16 protein-coding genes are annotated in these 16,417 nt (G+C 71.8%); all 16 read right to left on the bottom strand.

Annotated features, from left to right (window positions below; genetic code table 11):
• The coding region (locus tag ACP4IX_RS25145) for a flavodoxin-dependent (E)-4-hydroxy-3-methylbut-2-enyl-diphosphate synthase (protein WP_426517274.1) at window positions 1–188 on the bottom strand (188 nt) is incomplete at its 3' end.
• Window positions 189–192: 4 nt separating this feature from the next.
• Entirely contained in the window at window positions 193–1,215 is a 1,023-nt protein-coding gene (gene hpnH, locus ACP4IX_RS25140; RefSeq protein ID WP_426517276.1) for an adenosyl-hopene transferase HpnH, read from the bottom strand.
• A 6-nt stretch (window positions 1,216–1,221) separates the two neighbouring features.
• Window positions 1,222–1,863 carry a 1-hydroxy-2-methyl-2-butenyl 4-diphosphate reductase gene (locus ACP4IX_RS25135; protein WP_426517278.1) on the bottom strand — a complete coding sequence of 214 codons (642 nt, stop codon included), beginning with the start codon at window positions 1,861–1,863 and terminating at the stop codon, window positions 1,222–1,224.
• Window positions 1,863–3,926: a squalene--hopene cyclase gene (shc, locus tag ACP4IX_RS25130; RefSeq protein WP_426556680.1), complete on the bottom strand. Its 2,064-nt coding sequence runs from the start codon at window positions 3,924–3,926 to the stop codon at window positions 1,863–1,865. The genes ACP4IX_RS25135 and shc overlap by 1 nt, the downstream gene beginning before the upstream one ends.
• 154 nt (window positions 3,927–4,080) lie before the next feature.
• Window positions 4,081–5,145: a polyprenyl synthetase family protein gene (locus ACP4IX_RS25125; RefSeq protein WP_426517802.1), complete on the bottom strand. Its 1,065-nt coding sequence runs from the start codon at window positions 5,143–5,145 to the stop codon at window positions 4,081–4,083.
• Between the two features lie 68 nt (window positions 5,146–5,213).
• A complete protein-coding gene (hpnE, locus tag ACP4IX_RS25120) occupies window positions 5,214–6,650 on the bottom strand; it encodes a hydroxysqualene dehydroxylase HpnE (RefSeq protein ID WP_426556678.1) in 1,437 nt (478 codons plus the stop codon).
• Window positions 6,647–6,805: a DUF6380 family protein gene (locus tag ACP4IX_RS25115; protein WP_426517284.1), complete on the bottom strand. Its 159-nt coding sequence runs from the start codon at window positions 6,803–6,805 to the stop codon at window positions 6,647–6,649. The genes hpnE and ACP4IX_RS25115 overlap by 4 nt, the downstream gene beginning before the upstream one ends.
• Window positions 6,805–7,755 (bottom strand): presqualene diphosphate synthase HpnD, encoded by a 951-nt coding sequence (gene hpnD / locus ACP4IX_RS25110; RefSeq protein ID WP_426517286.1) that lies wholly within the window; start codon window positions 7,753–7,755, stop codon window positions 6,805–6,807. The genes ACP4IX_RS25115 and hpnD overlap by 1 nt, the downstream gene beginning before the upstream one ends.
• The gene (gene hpnC / locus ACP4IX_RS25105) at window positions 7,752–8,654 is read right to left on the bottom strand and encodes a squalene synthase HpnC (RefSeq protein WP_426517288.1); all 903 of its coding nucleotides are present in this window, start codon (window positions 8,652–8,654) and stop codon (window positions 7,752–7,754) included. The genes hpnD and hpnC overlap by 4 nt, the downstream gene beginning before the upstream one ends.
• Before the next feature lie 356 nt (window positions 8,655–9,010).
• Window positions 9,011–9,790 (bottom strand): ABC transporter ATP-binding protein, encoded by a 780-nt coding sequence (locus ACP4IX_RS25100; RefSeq protein WP_426517290.1) that lies wholly within the window; start codon window positions 9,788–9,790, stop codon window positions 9,011–9,013.
• A complete protein-coding gene (locus ACP4IX_RS25095) occupies window positions 9,783–10,712 on the bottom strand; it encodes an ABC transporter permease (RefSeq protein ID WP_426517292.1) in 930 nt (309 codons plus the stop codon). The genes ACP4IX_RS25100 and ACP4IX_RS25095 overlap by 8 nt, the downstream gene beginning before the upstream one ends.
• A gap of 101 nt (window positions 10,713–10,813) precedes the next feature.
• Window positions 10,814–11,686, bottom strand: a complete 873-nt coding sequence (locus ACP4IX_RS25090) for a glycosyltransferase family 2 protein (protein WP_426517294.1) — start codon at window positions 11,684–11,686, stop codon at window positions 10,814–10,816.
• An 8-nt stretch (window positions 11,687–11,694) separates the two neighbouring features.
• A complete protein-coding gene (locus tag ACP4IX_RS25085; protein ID WP_426517296.1) occupies window positions 11,695–12,474 on the bottom strand; it encodes a CDP-alcohol phosphatidyltransferase family protein in 780 nt (259 codons plus the stop codon).
• A complete protein-coding gene (locus ACP4IX_RS25080) occupies window positions 12,452–13,513 on the bottom strand; it encodes an iron-containing alcohol dehydrogenase family protein (protein WP_426556676.1) in 1,062 nt (353 codons plus the stop codon). The genes ACP4IX_RS25085 and ACP4IX_RS25080 overlap by 23 nt, the downstream gene beginning before the upstream one ends.
• Window positions 13,501–14,253, bottom strand: a complete 753-nt coding sequence (locus tag ACP4IX_RS25075) for a sugar phosphate nucleotidyltransferase (protein ID WP_426517300.1) — start codon at window positions 14,251–14,253, stop codon at window positions 13,501–13,503. Before ACP4IX_RS25075 ends, ACP4IX_RS25080 begins: the two co-directional genes overlap by 13 nt.
• On the bottom strand, window positions 14,250–16,112 hold the full coding sequence (locus ACP4IX_RS25070) for a DUF5941 domain-containing protein (RefSeq protein WP_426556674.1): 1,863 nt from the start codon (window positions 16,110–16,112) through the stop codon (window positions 14,250–14,252). The genes ACP4IX_RS25075 and ACP4IX_RS25070 overlap by 4 nt, the downstream gene beginning before the upstream one ends.
• Window positions 16,113–16,417: the final 305 nt, after the last annotated feature.

Below are 16,417 nucleotides of genomic sequence, written 5' to 3'. Positions count from 1 at the left end.
GCCGTCAGCTCGGCGATCTGCTGGAGCGTCGCACCGATGTCCGACGTACGGGTCGTGGTCATGGACTGCACCGACACCGGGGCCCCGCCCCCGACGGCCACCGGCCCGACCTGGATCCGCCGCGACTCGCGCCGCTCGGCGATCGGCCGGACCGGTACCTCGGGGACGCCCAGGGAGATGGCGGTCATGCCGTCAGTCCCGGTTCCCGGAGACCGTCTCCCGCATGGCACGCAGGGACTCCTTGAGCGAGCCCATGGTGGCCAGGACCGCGGTGGGCTCGTAGCCGCAGTGGGCCATGCAGTTGGCGCAGCGCGGGTCCTTGCCGCGGCCGTACTTGTCCCAGTCGGTGTCCTCGATCAGCTCCCGGTACGTCGGGACGTAGCCGTCGCTCATCAGGTAGCAGGGACGCTGCCAGCCGAAGAGGGAGTAGTTCGGGATCGCCCACGCGGTGCACGGGAAGTCGACCTTGCCCTCGAGGAAGTCGAGGAACAGCGGGGAGTGGTTGAGCCGCCAGCGGGCCCGGTTGCCGCCCGAGAAGGCCTTCTTGAACAGCTCGCGGGTCTGCTCCACGCCCAGGAAGTGCTCCTGGTCGGGTGCCTTCTCGTAGGCGTAGGCGGGCGAGATCATCATCTCGTCGACCTTGAGGTCGTCGTTGAGGAAGTTGAGGACCTCGACGATGGTCTGCGGGGTGTCGGTGTTGAAGAAGGTCGAGTTGGTGGTCACCCGGAAGCCGCGCCGCTTGGCCTCCTTGATGGCCTCCACGGCCTCGTCGAACACGCCCTCCTTCGCCACGGACTCGTCGTGCCGCTCCCGCAGCCCGTCGATGTGCACCGCGAACGCGAAGTAGGGGGAGGGCGTGAACTTGTCCATCTTCTTGCGCATGAGCAGGGCGTTGGTGCAGAGGAAGACGTATTTCCGCTTGGCCACCAACTGGCGGGTGATCTCGTCGATCTGCGGATGCATCAGCGGCTCGCCGCCGGCGATGGAGACCATCGGCGCACCCGACTCGAGCACCGCGCCCACCGCCTGCGCGACCGGCATGCGCTGCTTGAGCACTCCGGCCGGGTGCTGGATCTTGCCGCACCCCTCGCACTTCAGGTTGCAGGCGAAGAGCGGCTCCAGCTCCACGATGAGCGGAAACTTGTCCCGTCGGCGGATCTTCTGTTCGGCCAGGTACGTAGCGACCTTGACGGACTGGCGTAGCGGCATGGCCATCTGGGCTCACCTCCGAGGGAGCGGCAAAGAACGGTGCCATTCGAAGAATGCGGGAAGAACGGAGCGAAGAACACGGAAAGCCGATATTCCACCGCGCACCGTTCCGATCCGGACGAGTTCGTGCTCTGGAGCGTCCACGACCACCCGGACGGCCGCAACCGGGCGCGCGCCCGTCCGGACGGCGCTCAGGAGCGTGGCCGCGGACTCCATGTCGGCGGCGATCGCGCCGGTCGCGAGCAGCTCGGCGCGTTCGGGACCGCGGACGACGTGGTCCGAGCCGGTCAGCGGCCCGGTGTGGACGGCGCGCCCGGGCACGGCACGCGCGAGTTCCTTGACGAGCCGGTCCGTTCCGACGCCGGCGACGGTGCCGCGCGGATCCCGGGTCTCCTCGGCGACGACCAGGTCGCCCGGGTGCATGCCGGGGGCGAGTCCGGCGCAGAAGCCCGTGGCCAGCACGGCGGCGCCGCCGAGCCCGGGACCGGCCAGGATCCGGGCGACCGAGCGCTCGGCCGCCTTGGGGCCCATTCCGGTGCGCAGGACGGTGACCGGCCCACCCGCGCCGCCGCGTTCCCCGGTGCGCAGGGCAAGGTGTTCGATGCCGAGCGCGCAGGCGATCAGCAGCGGGGACGGGCCGGGCGGTCGGCTCATCAGCTGCCCCTCGCCTCGGCGGCGATCGTCTCGGTGAGGGGCCGTTCGGCGGGGGCGGAGACCTGTGCCGCGCGCGGCTTGTCGGCGAAGGGCTCCCCGTGGACGTACCGGCCGAGGGCGGTGAGCGGGAAGACCTGCCGGTAGAGGTGGTAGTTGATGGAGAAGTCCCAGGGGAAGCCGGTGCCGGTGAAGTACGGCTCGTCCCAGGAGCCGTCCTCCCGCTGGGTGGCGGCGAGCCACGCGATGCCGCGTTCGACGGCCTTGGACTCCCGTTCCCCCGCCGCCAGCAGGGCCATCAGGGCCCAGGCCGTCTGCGAGGCGGTCGAGGCGCCCCGGCCGCTCCACTCCCTGACGTGACGGTAGGAACGCAGGTCCTCGCCCCAGCCGCCGTCGTCGTTCTGGACGGACTCCAGCCAGGCCACCGCGCGGCGGATCGCGGGGTGCGAGGCGGGGATTCCGGCCGCGGTCAGGGCAGGGACCACGGAGCCGGTGCCGTAGACGTAGTTGACGCCCCAGCGGCCGAACCACGAGCCGTCCGCCTCCTGCGCGGCGAGCAGCCACTGGACGCCCCGCCGGGTGCGCGGGTCGTGGGTGAGGCCCTCGACGGCGAGCATCTCGACGACATGCGCGGTGACGTCCGCCGACGGCGGGTCGATGACCTCCCCGAAGTCGCAGAACGGCAGCCGGTTGGGGAAGGCGCTGGTGTTGTCGACGTCGAACGCGCCCCAGGCACCGTTCCTGGACTGCATGCCGAGGTTCCAGCGCACGCCGCGGCCGATCGCCTTCTCGACCCGTTCCGGATCGTGGTGGCTGACCCGGCGCAGGGCGAGGACCACCTCGGCGGTGTCGTCGATGTCGGGGTAGTTGTCGTTGTGGAACTCGAACGCCCAGCCACCGGGCGGGAGTCCGGGCCGCTTCACCGACCAGTCACCGGGGCGCACGATCTGCTCACCGAGCATCCAGTCCGCGGCCTTCACCAGCTGCGGATGGTCGGCGGGCACCCCGGCGTCGGCCAGCGCGATGGTGGCCAGGCAGGTGTCCCACACCGGGGACTGGCAGGCCTCGATCATCCGGGCGCCGTCCTCGCGCCACACGGCGAACCGGTCCAGTGACTCCAGCCCCGCGCGCATCACGGGGTGTTCGAGGTCGTATCCCAGCAGGTACAGCGCGATGACCGAGTAGACGGCGGGCGGCTGGATGCCGCCCCAGCAGCCGTCGTTCTCCTGCCGCTCGATGATCCAGCGGGCGGCGGTGTTCATCGCGGCCCGGCGCAGCCGGCGCGGGGCGACCTTGCGGTAGGCGTGCAGTGCCTTGTCGAGGCGCTGGAAGACGCCGTCCCAGCTGGCCGCCGGTGCCAGGGGTCTCGCCGGATTGGGGAGGGCCGGGTCGGTGTGCAGTTCGTCGAGCGGGAAGGGCGCGGGACGCACCGGCCGCTTCGCCGAGACGATGGTCAGCGGCACGATGGTCTGCCGGGCCCAGCAGCCGAAGTCGTAGATGTTGAGCGGTACCCAGGTGGGGAAGTAGATGAGCTCCGGCGGGAGTTCGGGCAGGTCGTCCCACGACCACCAGCCGAACAGGGCGAGCCAGATCCGGGTGAAGACGCGGGCTGCGGCGATACCGCCCCGGGACCGGATCCACTCCGACGCCTTCGCCATGTGCGGGGCGTCGGGCGCGTCACCGGCCAGGCGCAGGGCGACGTAGGCCTCGATGGTGGCGGAGAGGTCGCCGGGGCCGCCGTAGAACGTGGCCCAGGTGCCGTCCTCGCGCTGCTCGCCGCGGATGAACAGGGCGGCCGCCCGCGTGGTCTCGTCGTCGCCGATGCCCAGGAACTGGCGGAGGAGCAGGTCCTCGGCGTCCATCGTGACGTTCGTCTCGAGGTCGCCCTTCCACCAGCCCCCGGCGTCCTGCCGGGAGAGCAGGAAGTCCGTGGCGCGCCGGGTGGCGCGTGCGGCGGCTTCTGGTACCCCGGCCGCCACGGCGGGGATCGTGATGTCGGTTTCGCTGGCCGCGGCTGCGAGGGGCTTCAGGCTGGCCCCGGTGCTTCCGTCGGTCGTCGCTGTCATGGCTTCCCCTTCGTGCAGTGTGCAAGTGGTGCTTCTGCTGTGGGTCCGCCGTCGGCCGGTGCTCGTCTTCGTGGGGGTCCCCCCGCTCGAGCGAAGCCGAGAGTGGGAGAGGCACCGGCCGGCGACTACGCGAGGGCTATTCGACCGATAGTGATCATCTCTTTCGTACGACGACGAAGTCCGCGAGCGCCGTGAAACGGTCCCGCACCCGGTCGGGCATGTCGACGGCGTCGAGGGCTTCGAGGGCGATGGTGTGCTGACGGCGCGCCTCGTCGGCGGTCCATTCGCGGCCGCCCGCCTCCTCGATGAGCGCGGCGCGGGCCGCGAACTCCTCCTCGGAGAAGTTCGCGAAGTCGCTGGCCTTGGCGTCGGCGGCGAGGATGTCACCGAGCCGCTCGGAGGCGTCGCCGCCCGCCGCGAGGGCGGCCACCACCGGCAGGGACTTCTTGCGCTGGCGCAGGTCGCTCCAGGTCTGCTTGCCGGTGGAGTCCGGGTCGCCCCAGATGCCGAGGAGGTCGTCGACGGCCTGGAAGGCCAGGCCGAGGTGGTAGCCGTACTTCTCCAGGGCGTCGGCGGTGTGCTCGTCGGCGCCGCCGAGCACCGCGCCGATGGAGCTGGCGGAGGCGAGCAGGGCGCCGGTCTTGTTGCCCTCCATCTCCAGGCACTCCTCGACGCTGACGCGGTCGCGGTGCTCGTAGGAGATGTCCTGGGCCTGACCGTCGATCAGGGCGCGGCTGGCGCGGGTCAGCCGGCGGGTGGCGCGGCCGGCCTCGACCGTGCCGAGCTCCAGCAGCACCTCGTTGGCCAGGGCGAACAGGGCGTCGCCGACCAGGATGGCCTGGGCGGGACCGTGCACCTTCCAGACGGTGTCCCGGTGGCGGCGCTGCTCGTCGCCGTCCATCAGGTCGTCGTGCAGGAGGGAGAAGTTGTGCACCAGTTCCACGGCCACCGCGCCGGGTACGCCGACCTCCGGAGCGGCACCGGTGACCTCGGCGGAGAGTACCGCGAGCGCGGGACGGACGGCCTTGCCACCGTCGCCGTCCGCGGGATTGCCCCGGGCGTCGATCCAGCCGAAGTGGTAGGCGGCGACGGTGTCCATGGGAGGTGCCAGGCGGTCGACGGCCGCCCGCAGGACCGGCGTGGCCAGGGTCCGGCCGCGCTCCAGAAGCGCGGTCACGTCCACCGTGGTCCTCGGAGCGGCCTTCGGGGCCGGGGGCACAGTGGGCACAGTCATTCCTCCAGTTGCGGTGCCGGGAGTGCGGGCGTCGGACCCGCGTGGATCGGCCTTCATGCCGCCTCCTCCAGGAAATCCGGGAGGAGGCCGCGGGACCGGCCCAGGGTGCCGAGGGCGGCGCTCGCCGCCGAGACACCGCTGCGAACCGCACTCTCCATGGTCGCGGGCCACCCGGTGGCGGTCCACGCTCCGGCCAGATAGAGGCCGGGTGCCTTGGTGCGGGCGCCGGGCCGGAGCCGTCCGACGCCGGGGGCGGGAGCGAACGTCGCGGTGCGCTCCCTGGTCACGAAGAAGTCCTTCACCTCGGCGCCCCGGGTGCGGGGCAGCAGCCGCTCCAGTTCGGGCAGGTACCGCTCGCGCAACGCGGCCACGGGCTCGTCGATCTCGTTCTGCGCGGTCGACTGCGACAGCGCCAGGTACTGGCCCTCCTCCAGTCCGGAGGCCTCGGTACGGTCGAACACCCACTGCACCGGGGTGCCGAGAGCCGTCAGGAAGGGTGTGGCGAGCACCTTGCGATCGTAGATCACGTGCACGTTGAGGATCGGCGCGGTGCCGATCTCCAGGAGGTTTCCGGGGGCGTCGAGCGCGTCCGCGGGCAGCAGGCCGTGCGCCTCGCGCTGCGGTACGGCGAGGACGACCGCGTCCGCCTCCAGCGTCTCGCCGGGAACCTGAACGCTCCAGCCGCCGTCGTCGTGCGCACGGACGGAGGTGACGCGGGTACGGACCTCGGTCCGGACGCCCGCGGAGTCGAGTGCCTTGCGGGCCAGCCGGTCGTGCAGTTCGCCCAGCGGGACGCGGGACCAGCCGATGTCGGCCGCGCCCGGGTCGGACAGCAGCCCGGTCTTGAACACCATCGCGGCGAGCCCCAGGGAGGCGTCGCCGGCGACCGCGTTGAGGGTGGCGACCCCGACCAGGTCCCACAGGGCCTCGACGGCGCGCGCCGACTGCCCGTGCGCGGCCAGCCAGCTGCCGAAGTCCTGGGTGTCCAGGGCCGGGTCGGCGGGGTCGAGCCCCTTGAGCGCGAGCGCGGCACGCCCGACCCTGGCACGCTCGGCGAGCGAGAGATGCGGGTACGACGCCAGGCTGCGCCCCAGGTGGAGGGGGACGGGCAGGGCGTCGCGCCGCAGTCTGCCGAGCCGCCGCCCCTCGGGCCGGGCCAGGTCGAGCACGGGCACGTCGAGGCGGTCCTGCACCGGAGCGAGCGCGCTCCCCCCGACACGGTCGAGGAACCAGCGGTAGGCGGTGCAGCAGCGCAGGTACACGTGCTGGCCGTTGTCGACGGTGAGGTCGCCGCGCTGGAAGGAGAAGGCGAGTCCGCCCAGGCGCGGCCGTCCTTCGAGCAGGGTGACGCGCACCCCGGCGTCGGCGAGCGCGAGGGCGGCGGTGACACCGGCGAGTCCGCCGCCGACCACGACGGTGTGTCCGCCGGGGCGGAGGGCGGAGACGTCCGCGAGCTGCCCGCCGTCACGCGTGCCGTTGCCGTGGGTCATGGTGCGCCTTTCCCTGTCCGGTCGCCGCGGTGCTTGAACGGCGTACGGACGACCGTCTCAGTCAGGGACGTCGGGCGCCACCGGAGGGTTGCCCGCCGTTCTTCGCCGCAGGCATCGCCTCGGCCCGGCTTGTCGAGTGTGCCGGATGTGTCCATCAGGCGCGCCTCCTGACGGCCCGCCGGGTGACGTGCCGGGCGTCCAGCCCGGACAGGCCGCGCACGGCGACGTACGCCTTCTCGCGTCCGGGGAGCGAGACCCGGCCGCGCAGCACGGCCTCCGGGTCGCGCTCGATGCGGTCCAGCAGGCGGCGGTAGATGCCGGCCATGGCGGCCACGCAGGCGCCGCTGCGCCGGTCGAGCATGGGCAGCAACCGGTAGCCCTCGGCGAAGAGGGCGCGGGCCCGTCGCACCTCGAAGTGCACGAGGCCCGTGAAGTCGGATCCCTCGGGCGGCCTCGGTCCGCTGAACCCGGCCGAGCAGCCGAACTTGGCGAGGTCGTCGGCGGGCAGGTAGGTCCGACCGTCCTCGGCGTCCTCGCGGACGTCCCGCAGGATGTTGGTGAGCTGGAGCGCGAGCCCGAGCGTGTCGGCGTACTCCGGCGCGCGCTCGGCGCCGCGCGCCCTCGGTTCCGTACCGAACACGCCGAGCGAGAGGCGTCCGATGGCGCCTGCCACGCAGCGGCAGTACACCTTCAGGTCGTCCCAGGTCTCGTAGGTCTCGCCGCGCAGGTCCATCTGGACGCCGTCGATCAGTTCGTCGAGGCCGCCGAGCGGGATCGGGAACTGCCGGGCGGCGTGGGTGAGGGCGACGGCGACCGGGTCGGTGTCGTCCTCGTCGACCGCGCCGTCGTGGATGCGGGCGAGCACGGCCCGGGTCTCCTCGAGGCGGGCGACCTTGACGTCGGCCGCCAGCGCCCCGTCGCCGATGTCGTCGACGCGGCGCGAGAACGCGTACAGCGCCGACATCGCCCGGCGCTTGGGCGCCGGCAGGAGCCGGATGCCGTAGGCGAAGTTGCGGGCCTGTTGTCCGGTGACGGCCTCGCAGTAGCTGTAGGCGGCGAGTACCGGCGCCGACGCGTGCCCTGACGGCTCCACGGCCTGGATCACCCCTCTCCTCGCAGGGTCACGCCCACCTCGCGCAGCAACTGCACCTTGCCGGGCTTGGGCGGGCCGGGAAGTACGTCGTGACCGGCGGCGGCGATCGCCCGGACGGCCGCCCTTCCGCCCGCCACGAAGCCCGCGAGCAGCAGACGCAGCCTGCCTTGAACGCTACCCACCAAGGGGGCGCCCTCATTCAGCAGGTCGCTGGCGCGCTGGGCTTCGTAGGCCACCAGGGCGCGCACCGACGCGCTCCCGGTGGGCGCGGCGAGGTCCGACTCCTGGACGTGGAAACGTTTCATGTCCTCGGCGGGCAGGTAGATGCGGTCCCGGCTCAGGTCCTCGGCGACGTCCTGGAGGTGCTCGACGATCTGCAGGGCGGTGCAGATCGCGTCGGAGCGGCGGATCCGCTCGGGCGTCGAGGTGCCGGTGACGGCGAGGACGAGGTGACCGACCGGGTTGGCGGACAGTTCGCAGTAGGCGAGGAGGTCGTCGTAGGTCTCGTACCGCGCGACCAGCTGGTCCTGGCGGTTGGCGGCGATCAGCCCCAGGAACGGCCCGGGGGTCAGCGAGCGGCGGCGCACGGTCGGCTGGAGGCGGCGCAGCAGCGGGTGGCGGGGAGTGCCGTCGAAGACCCTGCGCAGATCGTCCTCGAAGGCGTCCAGCATCAGCAGCCGGTCGCCGGCCCGGTCGTCGGGTACGCCGAGGAGGCGGGCGTCGGCGCCGTCGGGGGCCAGATCGCCGTCGCCGATGTCGTCGACGAGGCGGGCGAAGCCGTACACGGCCATCAGGTCGGCGCGCCAGTCGCGGGGCAGGAAGAAGGGCGCCACGGGGAAGTTCTCGTCCGCGGCCTTGGCGAGGGTGCCGCGCTCAGGGTCGACGGCGTGCGCCGTGTCGGTCGCCGTCATCGCGGGCTGCCCTGGGCGGGGACGGCGCACGCTTCGCGGAGGTGGGGAGTTTCCCTAGCCATTGCCGTCACATCTCCCGTTCTACACTGCTGACCCAATACGCACTATTTCGGACACGCCGCCCGGCCGCCCTCGCGGCGGGCCCGCCTGAGGGTGTCGGGCATTATCGCCCCATGTGCCGCGTTTCGGGACCGGTACAGCTTACGTTGTACAGCTCAGGGGGGTTCGCCGGGGTCCTCCGCGCATCACGACAACACATCGATCGGCCACAAGATTCCTGGGAGCCCCCGGAGTTGACACTTCCTTGCGGACGCCGGGACCGCTGGGAACAGTTCCCGCGGCCCCGGCGTGTCGGGCTACTTGCCCGTGAACTTCTCGTACTCCTTGAGCACCTCGTCGGTCGGGCCGTCCATCCGCAGCTCGCCGCGCTCCAGCCACAGCACGCGGTTGCAGGTGTCCCGGATGGACTTGTTGTTGTGGCTGACCAGGAAGACGGTGCCGGCCTCCTTGCGCAGCTCCCGGATGCGCTGCTCGGAGCGCGTCTGGAACTTGCGGTCACCGGTGGCCAGCGCCTCGTCGATCATCAGGACGTCGTGGTCCTTGGCGGCGGCGATGGAGAACCGCAGGCGGGCGGCCATGCCGGAGGAGTAGGTGCGCATCGGCAGGGTGATGAAGTCGCCCTTCTCGTTGATCCCGGAGAAGTCGACGATGTCCTGGTAGCGCTCCTTGATCTGTTCGCGGGTCATCCCCATGGCCAGTCCGCCGAGGATGACGTTCCGCTCGCCGGTCAGGTCGTTCATCAGGGCCGCGTTCACCCCGAGCAGCGAGGGCTGGCCGTCGGTGTAGACCTTGCCCCGCTCGGCGGGCAGCAGGCCGGCGATGGCCCGCAGCAGGGTCGACTTGCCGGACCCGTTGGAACCGATCAGGCCGATGGCCTCGCCCCGGTAGGCGGTGAAGGAGACGCCCCGCACGGCGTGCACCTTGCGCACGCCCCGCTGTTCACCCCTCTTGAGCATCCGGCTCAGGGCCGCGGTCGCGCTTCCCTTGCCGGTCTTGGCGCCGTTGACGCGGTAGACGATGTGCAGTTCGTCCGCGATGACCGTCGGAACCCGCTCGCCCTGCTGCTGCTCAGCCACGGCCGTACCTCTCCTCTGCCTTCCAGAAGTACACGAAGCCGCCCACGGCGAGGAGGACGGACCAGCCGAGCGCGACCGCCCACACGTGCGGCGGCAGGTTCTCGGAGCCGTAGCCGTCGATCAGCGCGAAGCGGATCAGGTCCATGTAGACGGCGGCCGGGTTCCACTGGAGCACGTCGGCGAGCCAGGCCGGCTTGTCCTCCAGCATGATCGGGATGGAGAACATCACGCCCGACGCGTACATCCAGGTGCGCATGATGAACGGCATCAGCTGGGCCAGGTCCGGTGTCTTCGCCCCCATCCGGGCCACGATCAGCGCCAGTCCCATGTTGAAGAGGAACTGCAGGGCCAGCGCCGGGACGACCAGCAGCCAGGACAGGGACGGGTAGCTTCCGAAGCCCACGACCACCGCGAACAGGACGATCATCGAGGCCAGCAGCTGCTGGAGCTGCTGCAGCGCGAACGAGATCGGCAGCGAGGCGCGCGGGAAGTGCAGCGCCCGCACCAGGCCGAGGTTGCCGGCGATGGCCCGCACACCCGCCATCGCCGAGGACTGGGTGAACGTGAAGACGAACACGCCGGTCACCAGGAACGGGATGTAGACGTCCTTCGGCATGCCGCGGCCCGCGTTGAGGATCAGGCCGAAGATCAGGAAGTAGACGAGCGCGTTCAGCAGCGGTGTCGCCACCTGCCACAGCTGCCCCAGCTTGGCCTGGCTGTACTGGGCGGTCAGCTTGGCCTGGGAGAAGGCGAGGATGAAGTGCCGCCGCCCCCAGAGCTGACGGACGTACTCCATGAGGGACGGCCGGGCACCGCTCACGGACAGCCCGTACTTGGCGGCGAGCCGGGCCGGTGTGAGGCCCTCGTCGGGCGACACGGGCTTGGTCATGGCGACCGTGCCGTCGTGCGTTGTCTCACTCACTGGTGGAAACTTTCGTCTTCGGAATGCCCGGCCGCGCTGGCCTGGCATGGACCTGTTGACCCGGAACGGAACGGTCCGGGACGCTCTCGGACACGAGCTTGTCAGATCACGGGAGGCCGGCCCAGCCGGGTCAGCCGCCATACCGTACGCCACCTCATCGGGCGGCGAGGACCGCAGGGGGTGGCCCAGCCCTCGCGGAAGCCGCCGAACCAGGCCTTCAGGGCCGGACGCGAGGGGCGGCGCAGCAGTGTGAGCAGCATCCACACCCCGAGATAGACCGGGACGAGGAGCGCGGGAAGGTTGCGGCGGGCCAGCCAGACCCGGTTGCGCGCGACCATGCGGTGGTAGACCGCGTGCCGCGAGGGCGCGGTCGTGGGGTGGTTCAGCACCATGTCGGACCGGTAGTCGATCATCCAGCCCGCGTCCAGGGCCCGCCAGGCCAGGTCGGTCTCCTCGTGGGCGTAGAAGAACGCGTCCGGCAGGCCGCCGACCTGGGTGAGGACGCGGGTGCGCACCGCGTTGGCGCCGCCGAGGAAGGTGGTCACCCGGGAGGAGCGCATCGGGTCGGAGGCGCGCAGGCGCGGGACGTGCCGGCGCTGGGTCTCGCCGGTGTCCGGGTCGGCGATGCGGAAGCTGATGATGCCGAGCTCGTCGTCGGCCTCGAACGCCTGCCGGCAGAGCTCGGCGGTGTCGGTGCGGGCGAGGAGGCCGTCGTCGTCGAGGAAGAGCAGGATGTCGACGTCCTGGCCGCCGGGACCGAAGGCCTCGATGCCGACGTTGCGGCCGCCGGGGATGCCCAGGTTCTCGGGCAGCTCGACGGTGCGGACGCCGGCCGGCACCTCCGGGACGGGCGAGCCGTTGCCGACCACGACCACCTCGACCGGGTCGCCGTCCTGCTTGGCCACCGAGTCGAGCAGCGCGCGCAGTTCCTCGGGCCGGTTGCCCATCGTGATGACGACGGCACCGACCTTCATGGCCCCGCTCACTTGAGCCTGCTGGAGGCGAGGACGGACACCAGGTGCAGCAGGGTCTGCAGCAGCGCGATGCCCGCGAGCACGGCGGTGCCGAGGCGGGTGAAGAACAGGTCGCCCCGGCTCGCGTCGACGATCGCGAGGACGAGGATCAGCAGGGACGCCTCGATGCCGAGGATCAGCCGGTGGAACTTGAGCGCCCCGGCGGCCCGGCGGGCCAGTGCCATGCCGGAGGAGCGCGGCTCGGAGGCGGACTCCTTGACCGGCGCCATCCCGGCCTGGTGCCGGGCCACGCCCACCAGGTCGGTCTCGGCCTTGATCAGGATGGCGCCGAGGGCGGCCAGCGTGCCGAGGAAGGCCCACAGCCAGTCGATCCGCCCGGTACCGAACACGTCGGCCGCGCGGAGGCCCAGGCCGACCAGGACCGCCGCGTCGGTCAGGTAGGCGCCGACCCGGTCCAGGTAGACGCCGCCGAGCGAGTACTGCTTCTTCCAGCGGGCGACCTCGCCGTCCACGCAGTCCAGCAGCAGGTACAGCTGGACCGCCACCACGCCGAGCACGGCGCCCGTGATCCCTGGCACCAGCAGGGCCGGGGCGGCGAGCACGCCGCAGACGGTCATCAAGTACGTGAGCTGGTTGGGCGTGATCCTGGTGTTCACCAGGTAGCGGTCGATCCGCAGCGAGACCTCGCGCATGTAGAGGCGTCCCGCCCAGTGCTCACCGCTGCGCCGGTCCTTGACCCCCGCGGGATGGACGACCGGACGTAGTTCAGCTACCGATGGCCTTGACATAGTCGGCGTACATGTCCTTGATCTGGTCGGTTTCGAGGTCGAGGTGTTCGAGGATCGTGTAGCGGCCGGGCCGGGTCTGCGGCGCGAACTCCACGGCCCGGACGAACTCGTCCGGGGTGAAGCCGATCTCCTCCGGCAGGACGGGCAGCCCGTGCCGGCGCAGTACCTCGGCCATGTGGGCGGATTCCTCGTGGGCCCCGCGCAGGTGCATCGCGAAGGCCGCGCCCAGACCGCACTGCTCGCCGTGGGCGGCGGCGCGGGCGGGGAAGAGCAGGTCGAGGGCGTGGTTGATCTCGTGGCAGGCGCCGGAGGCGGGCCGGGAGTCACCGGAGACCGACATGGCGATGCCGGTCAGGACCAGTCCCTCGGCGAGCACCTGGAGGAAGTCGTTGTCACCGACGCCGCCCGGGTGCCGAAGCACGGCCTCGCCGGCCTGGCGGGCCATCGCGGCCGCCAGGCCGTCGATCCGCTCGCCCTTGACCCGGTTGGCCAGCTCCCAGTCCGCGATCGCGGAGACGTTGGAGACGGCGTCGCCGATGCCGGCGCGCACGTACCGCGCCGGGGCATCGCGGATGACGTCCAGGTCGATGACGACCGCGATGGGGTTCGGCACGCCGTAGGAGCCGCGGCCCGCGTCGTTGTCGAGGGTGGCGACCGGTGAGCACAGCCCGTCGTGCGCGAGGTTCGTGGGCACGGCGACCAGCGGGAGGCCGATGCGCGCCGCGGCGAACTTGGCACAGTCGATGATCTTGCCGCCGCCGAGACCGACGACCGCGTCGTAGTGGCCGCCCTTCATGGCGCCGGCCAGCTTGATCGCGTCGTCCAGGGTGCCGCCGCCGACCTCGAACCAGTCGGCGCCGGGCAGGGACGGGGCGACGCGCTCGCGCAGCCGGGCGCCCGAGCCGCCGCTGACGGCGACGGCGAGCTTGCCCGAGTGGGAGATGCGCTCGTCGGCGAGCACACATCCCAGGTCGTCGAGGGCACCCGCGCGGATGTCCACGACGACCGGCGACGGGATGAGCCGCGTCAGTACTGGCACGCGATCTCCCTGCCCTTGGCGAGGTCGTCGTGGTTGTCGATCTCGACCCACTTGACGTCGCCGATCGGCGCCGTGTCGATCTTGAAGCCGCGGTCCACCAGCTCCTGGTAGCCGTCCTCGTAGTACAGCTGCGGGTCGCGCTCGAAGGTGGTCTTCAGGGCGTCGGCCAGGTCGGCGGCGGCCTCGCCCTCGATGAGGGTGACGCCGATGTACTCGCCGGTCGCCTCGGCCGGGTCCATCAGCTTGGTGATGCGCTGGACGCCCTTGTCGGGGTCGACGACGACCTTCATCTCCTCGTCGGCGAGGTTCTTCACCGTGTCGAGGGCGAGGATGATCTTCTTGCCGTCGCCGCGGGCGGCGAGCAGGGTCTTCTCGACGGAGACCGGGTGCACGGTGTCGCCGTTGGCGAGGATCACGCCGTCCTTGAGGGCGTCACGGCCGCACCACAGGGAGTAGGCGTTGTTCCACTCCTCGGCCTTGTCGTTGTCGATGAGGGTGAGCTTGACGCCGTACCTGCGCTCCAGCTCCTCCTTGCGGTCGTACACGGCTTCCTTGCGGTAGCCGACGATGATCCCGACCTCGGTCAGGCCGACCTCGGCGAAGTTGGCCAGCGTCAGGTCCAGCACCGTGATGCTGTCCTCCGCACCCTCGGGGCCGACCGGAACCAGTGCCTTGGGCAGGGTGTCGGTGTAGGGGCGCAGACGGCGTCCGGCGCCGGCCGCCAGCACGAGGCCGATCATGCGGGTTCTCCTTCGTCGTGTACGGCGGGTGCGCCGCCCTGGTGGGCGGCGACCCAGAAGCGGATGCTCTCCACGAGCACCACGAGAGCCACGGCCACGGCGAGGACCGTGAGCGCGACCTTGAACTGTGTGGCGGTGAGCAGCACGGCCAGCACGGTGATCACCAGCGTGCGGCCCTCGTGCCCCCCGATCGTCCGCACCAGCCACTGCGGCGGCGCGCCAGCGCCGCCGCGGATGCGGTAGACCGTGTCGTAGTGATGGTAGGCGACCGCGGCCACCAGCCCGAAAGCCGCCGGAAGCGCTCCGTTCACGTCCGCTTTCGCCGCCAGTACCAGGACGGTGCCGTACTCGGCGGCGCGCAGGAACGGCGGGACCAGCCAGTCGAGGGCGCCCTTGAGGGGGCGGGCGACGGCGAGGGCGGACGTCAGCGCGTGGACGATCGCGGCGACGACCGGCCAGGGACCGCCGAAGTCGGTGAACGCGGCCGTCAGGGCGACGGCGAGGCCGCCGAGGAGGGCGACGGCGGGGGCGGTGAAGCCGGGCAGCCGGCGGGCGGGCTTCGCGAGACCCCTGGCGACGGCCTCGGCGAGCGGGCCGGAGTCCGCCAGGTCGGCCAGCGCCCCGGCGGCCCGGTCGGTCCGCGTGGCCTTGCGGGTCAGCGAGCGCAGGACCCGGCCCGCCGTGGTGTACGTCGCGGAGAACGCGCAGCCGATCAGCAGCGCGTAGAAGGTGATCCGGGGTGTGGTGACGGCGGTCAGGACGGCGATCATGGCCCAGCGTTCACCGATGGGCAGGACGATCATGCGGCGGGCCCAGACCGTCCAGCCGACGCTGTCGAGCCTGTCGGAGAGGGCGGCGGTGGGACTGGTGTTGGTGGCGGCGGCCGTGCTGTCGACGTTCGCCTCGTTGAAGGAGAAGTCGACGACGTGCCGGCAGGTCTGCAGGACCATCGCACCGAGGGCCAGGGCCCATACGTCGTCGCCTCCGCGGGCGGCTCCGAGGGCGAGGCCCGCGTAGTAGGCGTACTCCTTGGCGCGGTCGAAGGTGGCGTCCAGCCAGGCGCCGAGCGTGGAGTACTGCAGGGAGTAGCGGGCGAGCTGCCCGTCGGTGCAGTCGAGGACGAAGGAGGCGATGAGCAGGACGCCGGCGGCGACGAACCCGCCGCGGGTGCCGGTGGCCGCGCAGCCCGCCGCTATGAGCGCGGTGATCAGCGAGGCGGTGGTGACCTGGTTCGGGGTCAGCCCGCGCCGCGCGCACCAGCGGGCGATGTAGCGGGAGTAGGGGCTGATGAAGAAGGTGGTGACGAAGCCGTCGCGGGCCTTGACCGCCGACTTCAGGCGTACGGCCTCGTCGTCGACGGCGGCGACGGCCTGCCGCGCCTCGTTGCGGGCCTGCGGGTCGGCGGGGACGGTGGCGACGAGGCTGCCGAGCTCGGGGCGGTGGACGCCCACGCCGTCGGCGTCGAGGGCGGTGGTGATCCGGTCGGCGAGGCTGTCGACGTCTCCCACAGCCGGCTTCGCCCGCGCCGGGGCGCCCCCGTCCGCCGTGCCGCCGACCACGGAGTTCTCGCGAGCCATCGCGCGGGCCAGGGCCTGGCGGGCGTCCGGCTGGGCGGTCACGGCGCCCGGGATCGCGGCGAGCGGGAAGCGGGGGTCGGTGAGGCCGAGGCGCAGGGCGTGCAGGTGGCCGACGAAGCGGGCGTCGACCACGGCGACCCGCTCACCGCCCGGGACCCGGGCCAGCAGCGTCTCGGTGTCGTCGGCTCCGGAGGCGAGACGCACGTCGAAGCCGAGGGACCGCAGTTCGCTCTCGATCGACGAACCGGGGACCGGCTGACCGGTGAGGATGGCGGTCGACAACCGAACTCACTCCCTGGGTGCCGACGCCTGAACGCCGGGCCTGTGCATGGTGGGGCGCCCGTGCCTGCGGCACCCGGGCGGCATGTCGGCAGAGGCTATCGGATGCCCGGAACGCCGTGTTCACCGCCCGTTTCACGGTCGGTCGGCGGCGCGTGCACCCGTCTTTGCCGCGATCATCATCGTGGATCCGGGGCCCGGCCCACAAACCGCGCTCCCAGACCGGGCATCGCGGACATCGCGCAGTGTCGGCGGGCGCTCGCGGACGGTCAGGGCCGTCCGTTCCCGGCCGTTCGCCCCGCCATTGC

The organism is Streptomyces sp. WG5 (assembly GCF_049974565.1).
GTDB lineage: Bacteria > Actinomycetota > Actinomycetes > Streptomycetales > Streptomycetaceae > Streptomyces.
Note: the sequence above shows the minus strand (reverse complement) of the source record. Positions and strands in the feature narration are given on the sequence as shown.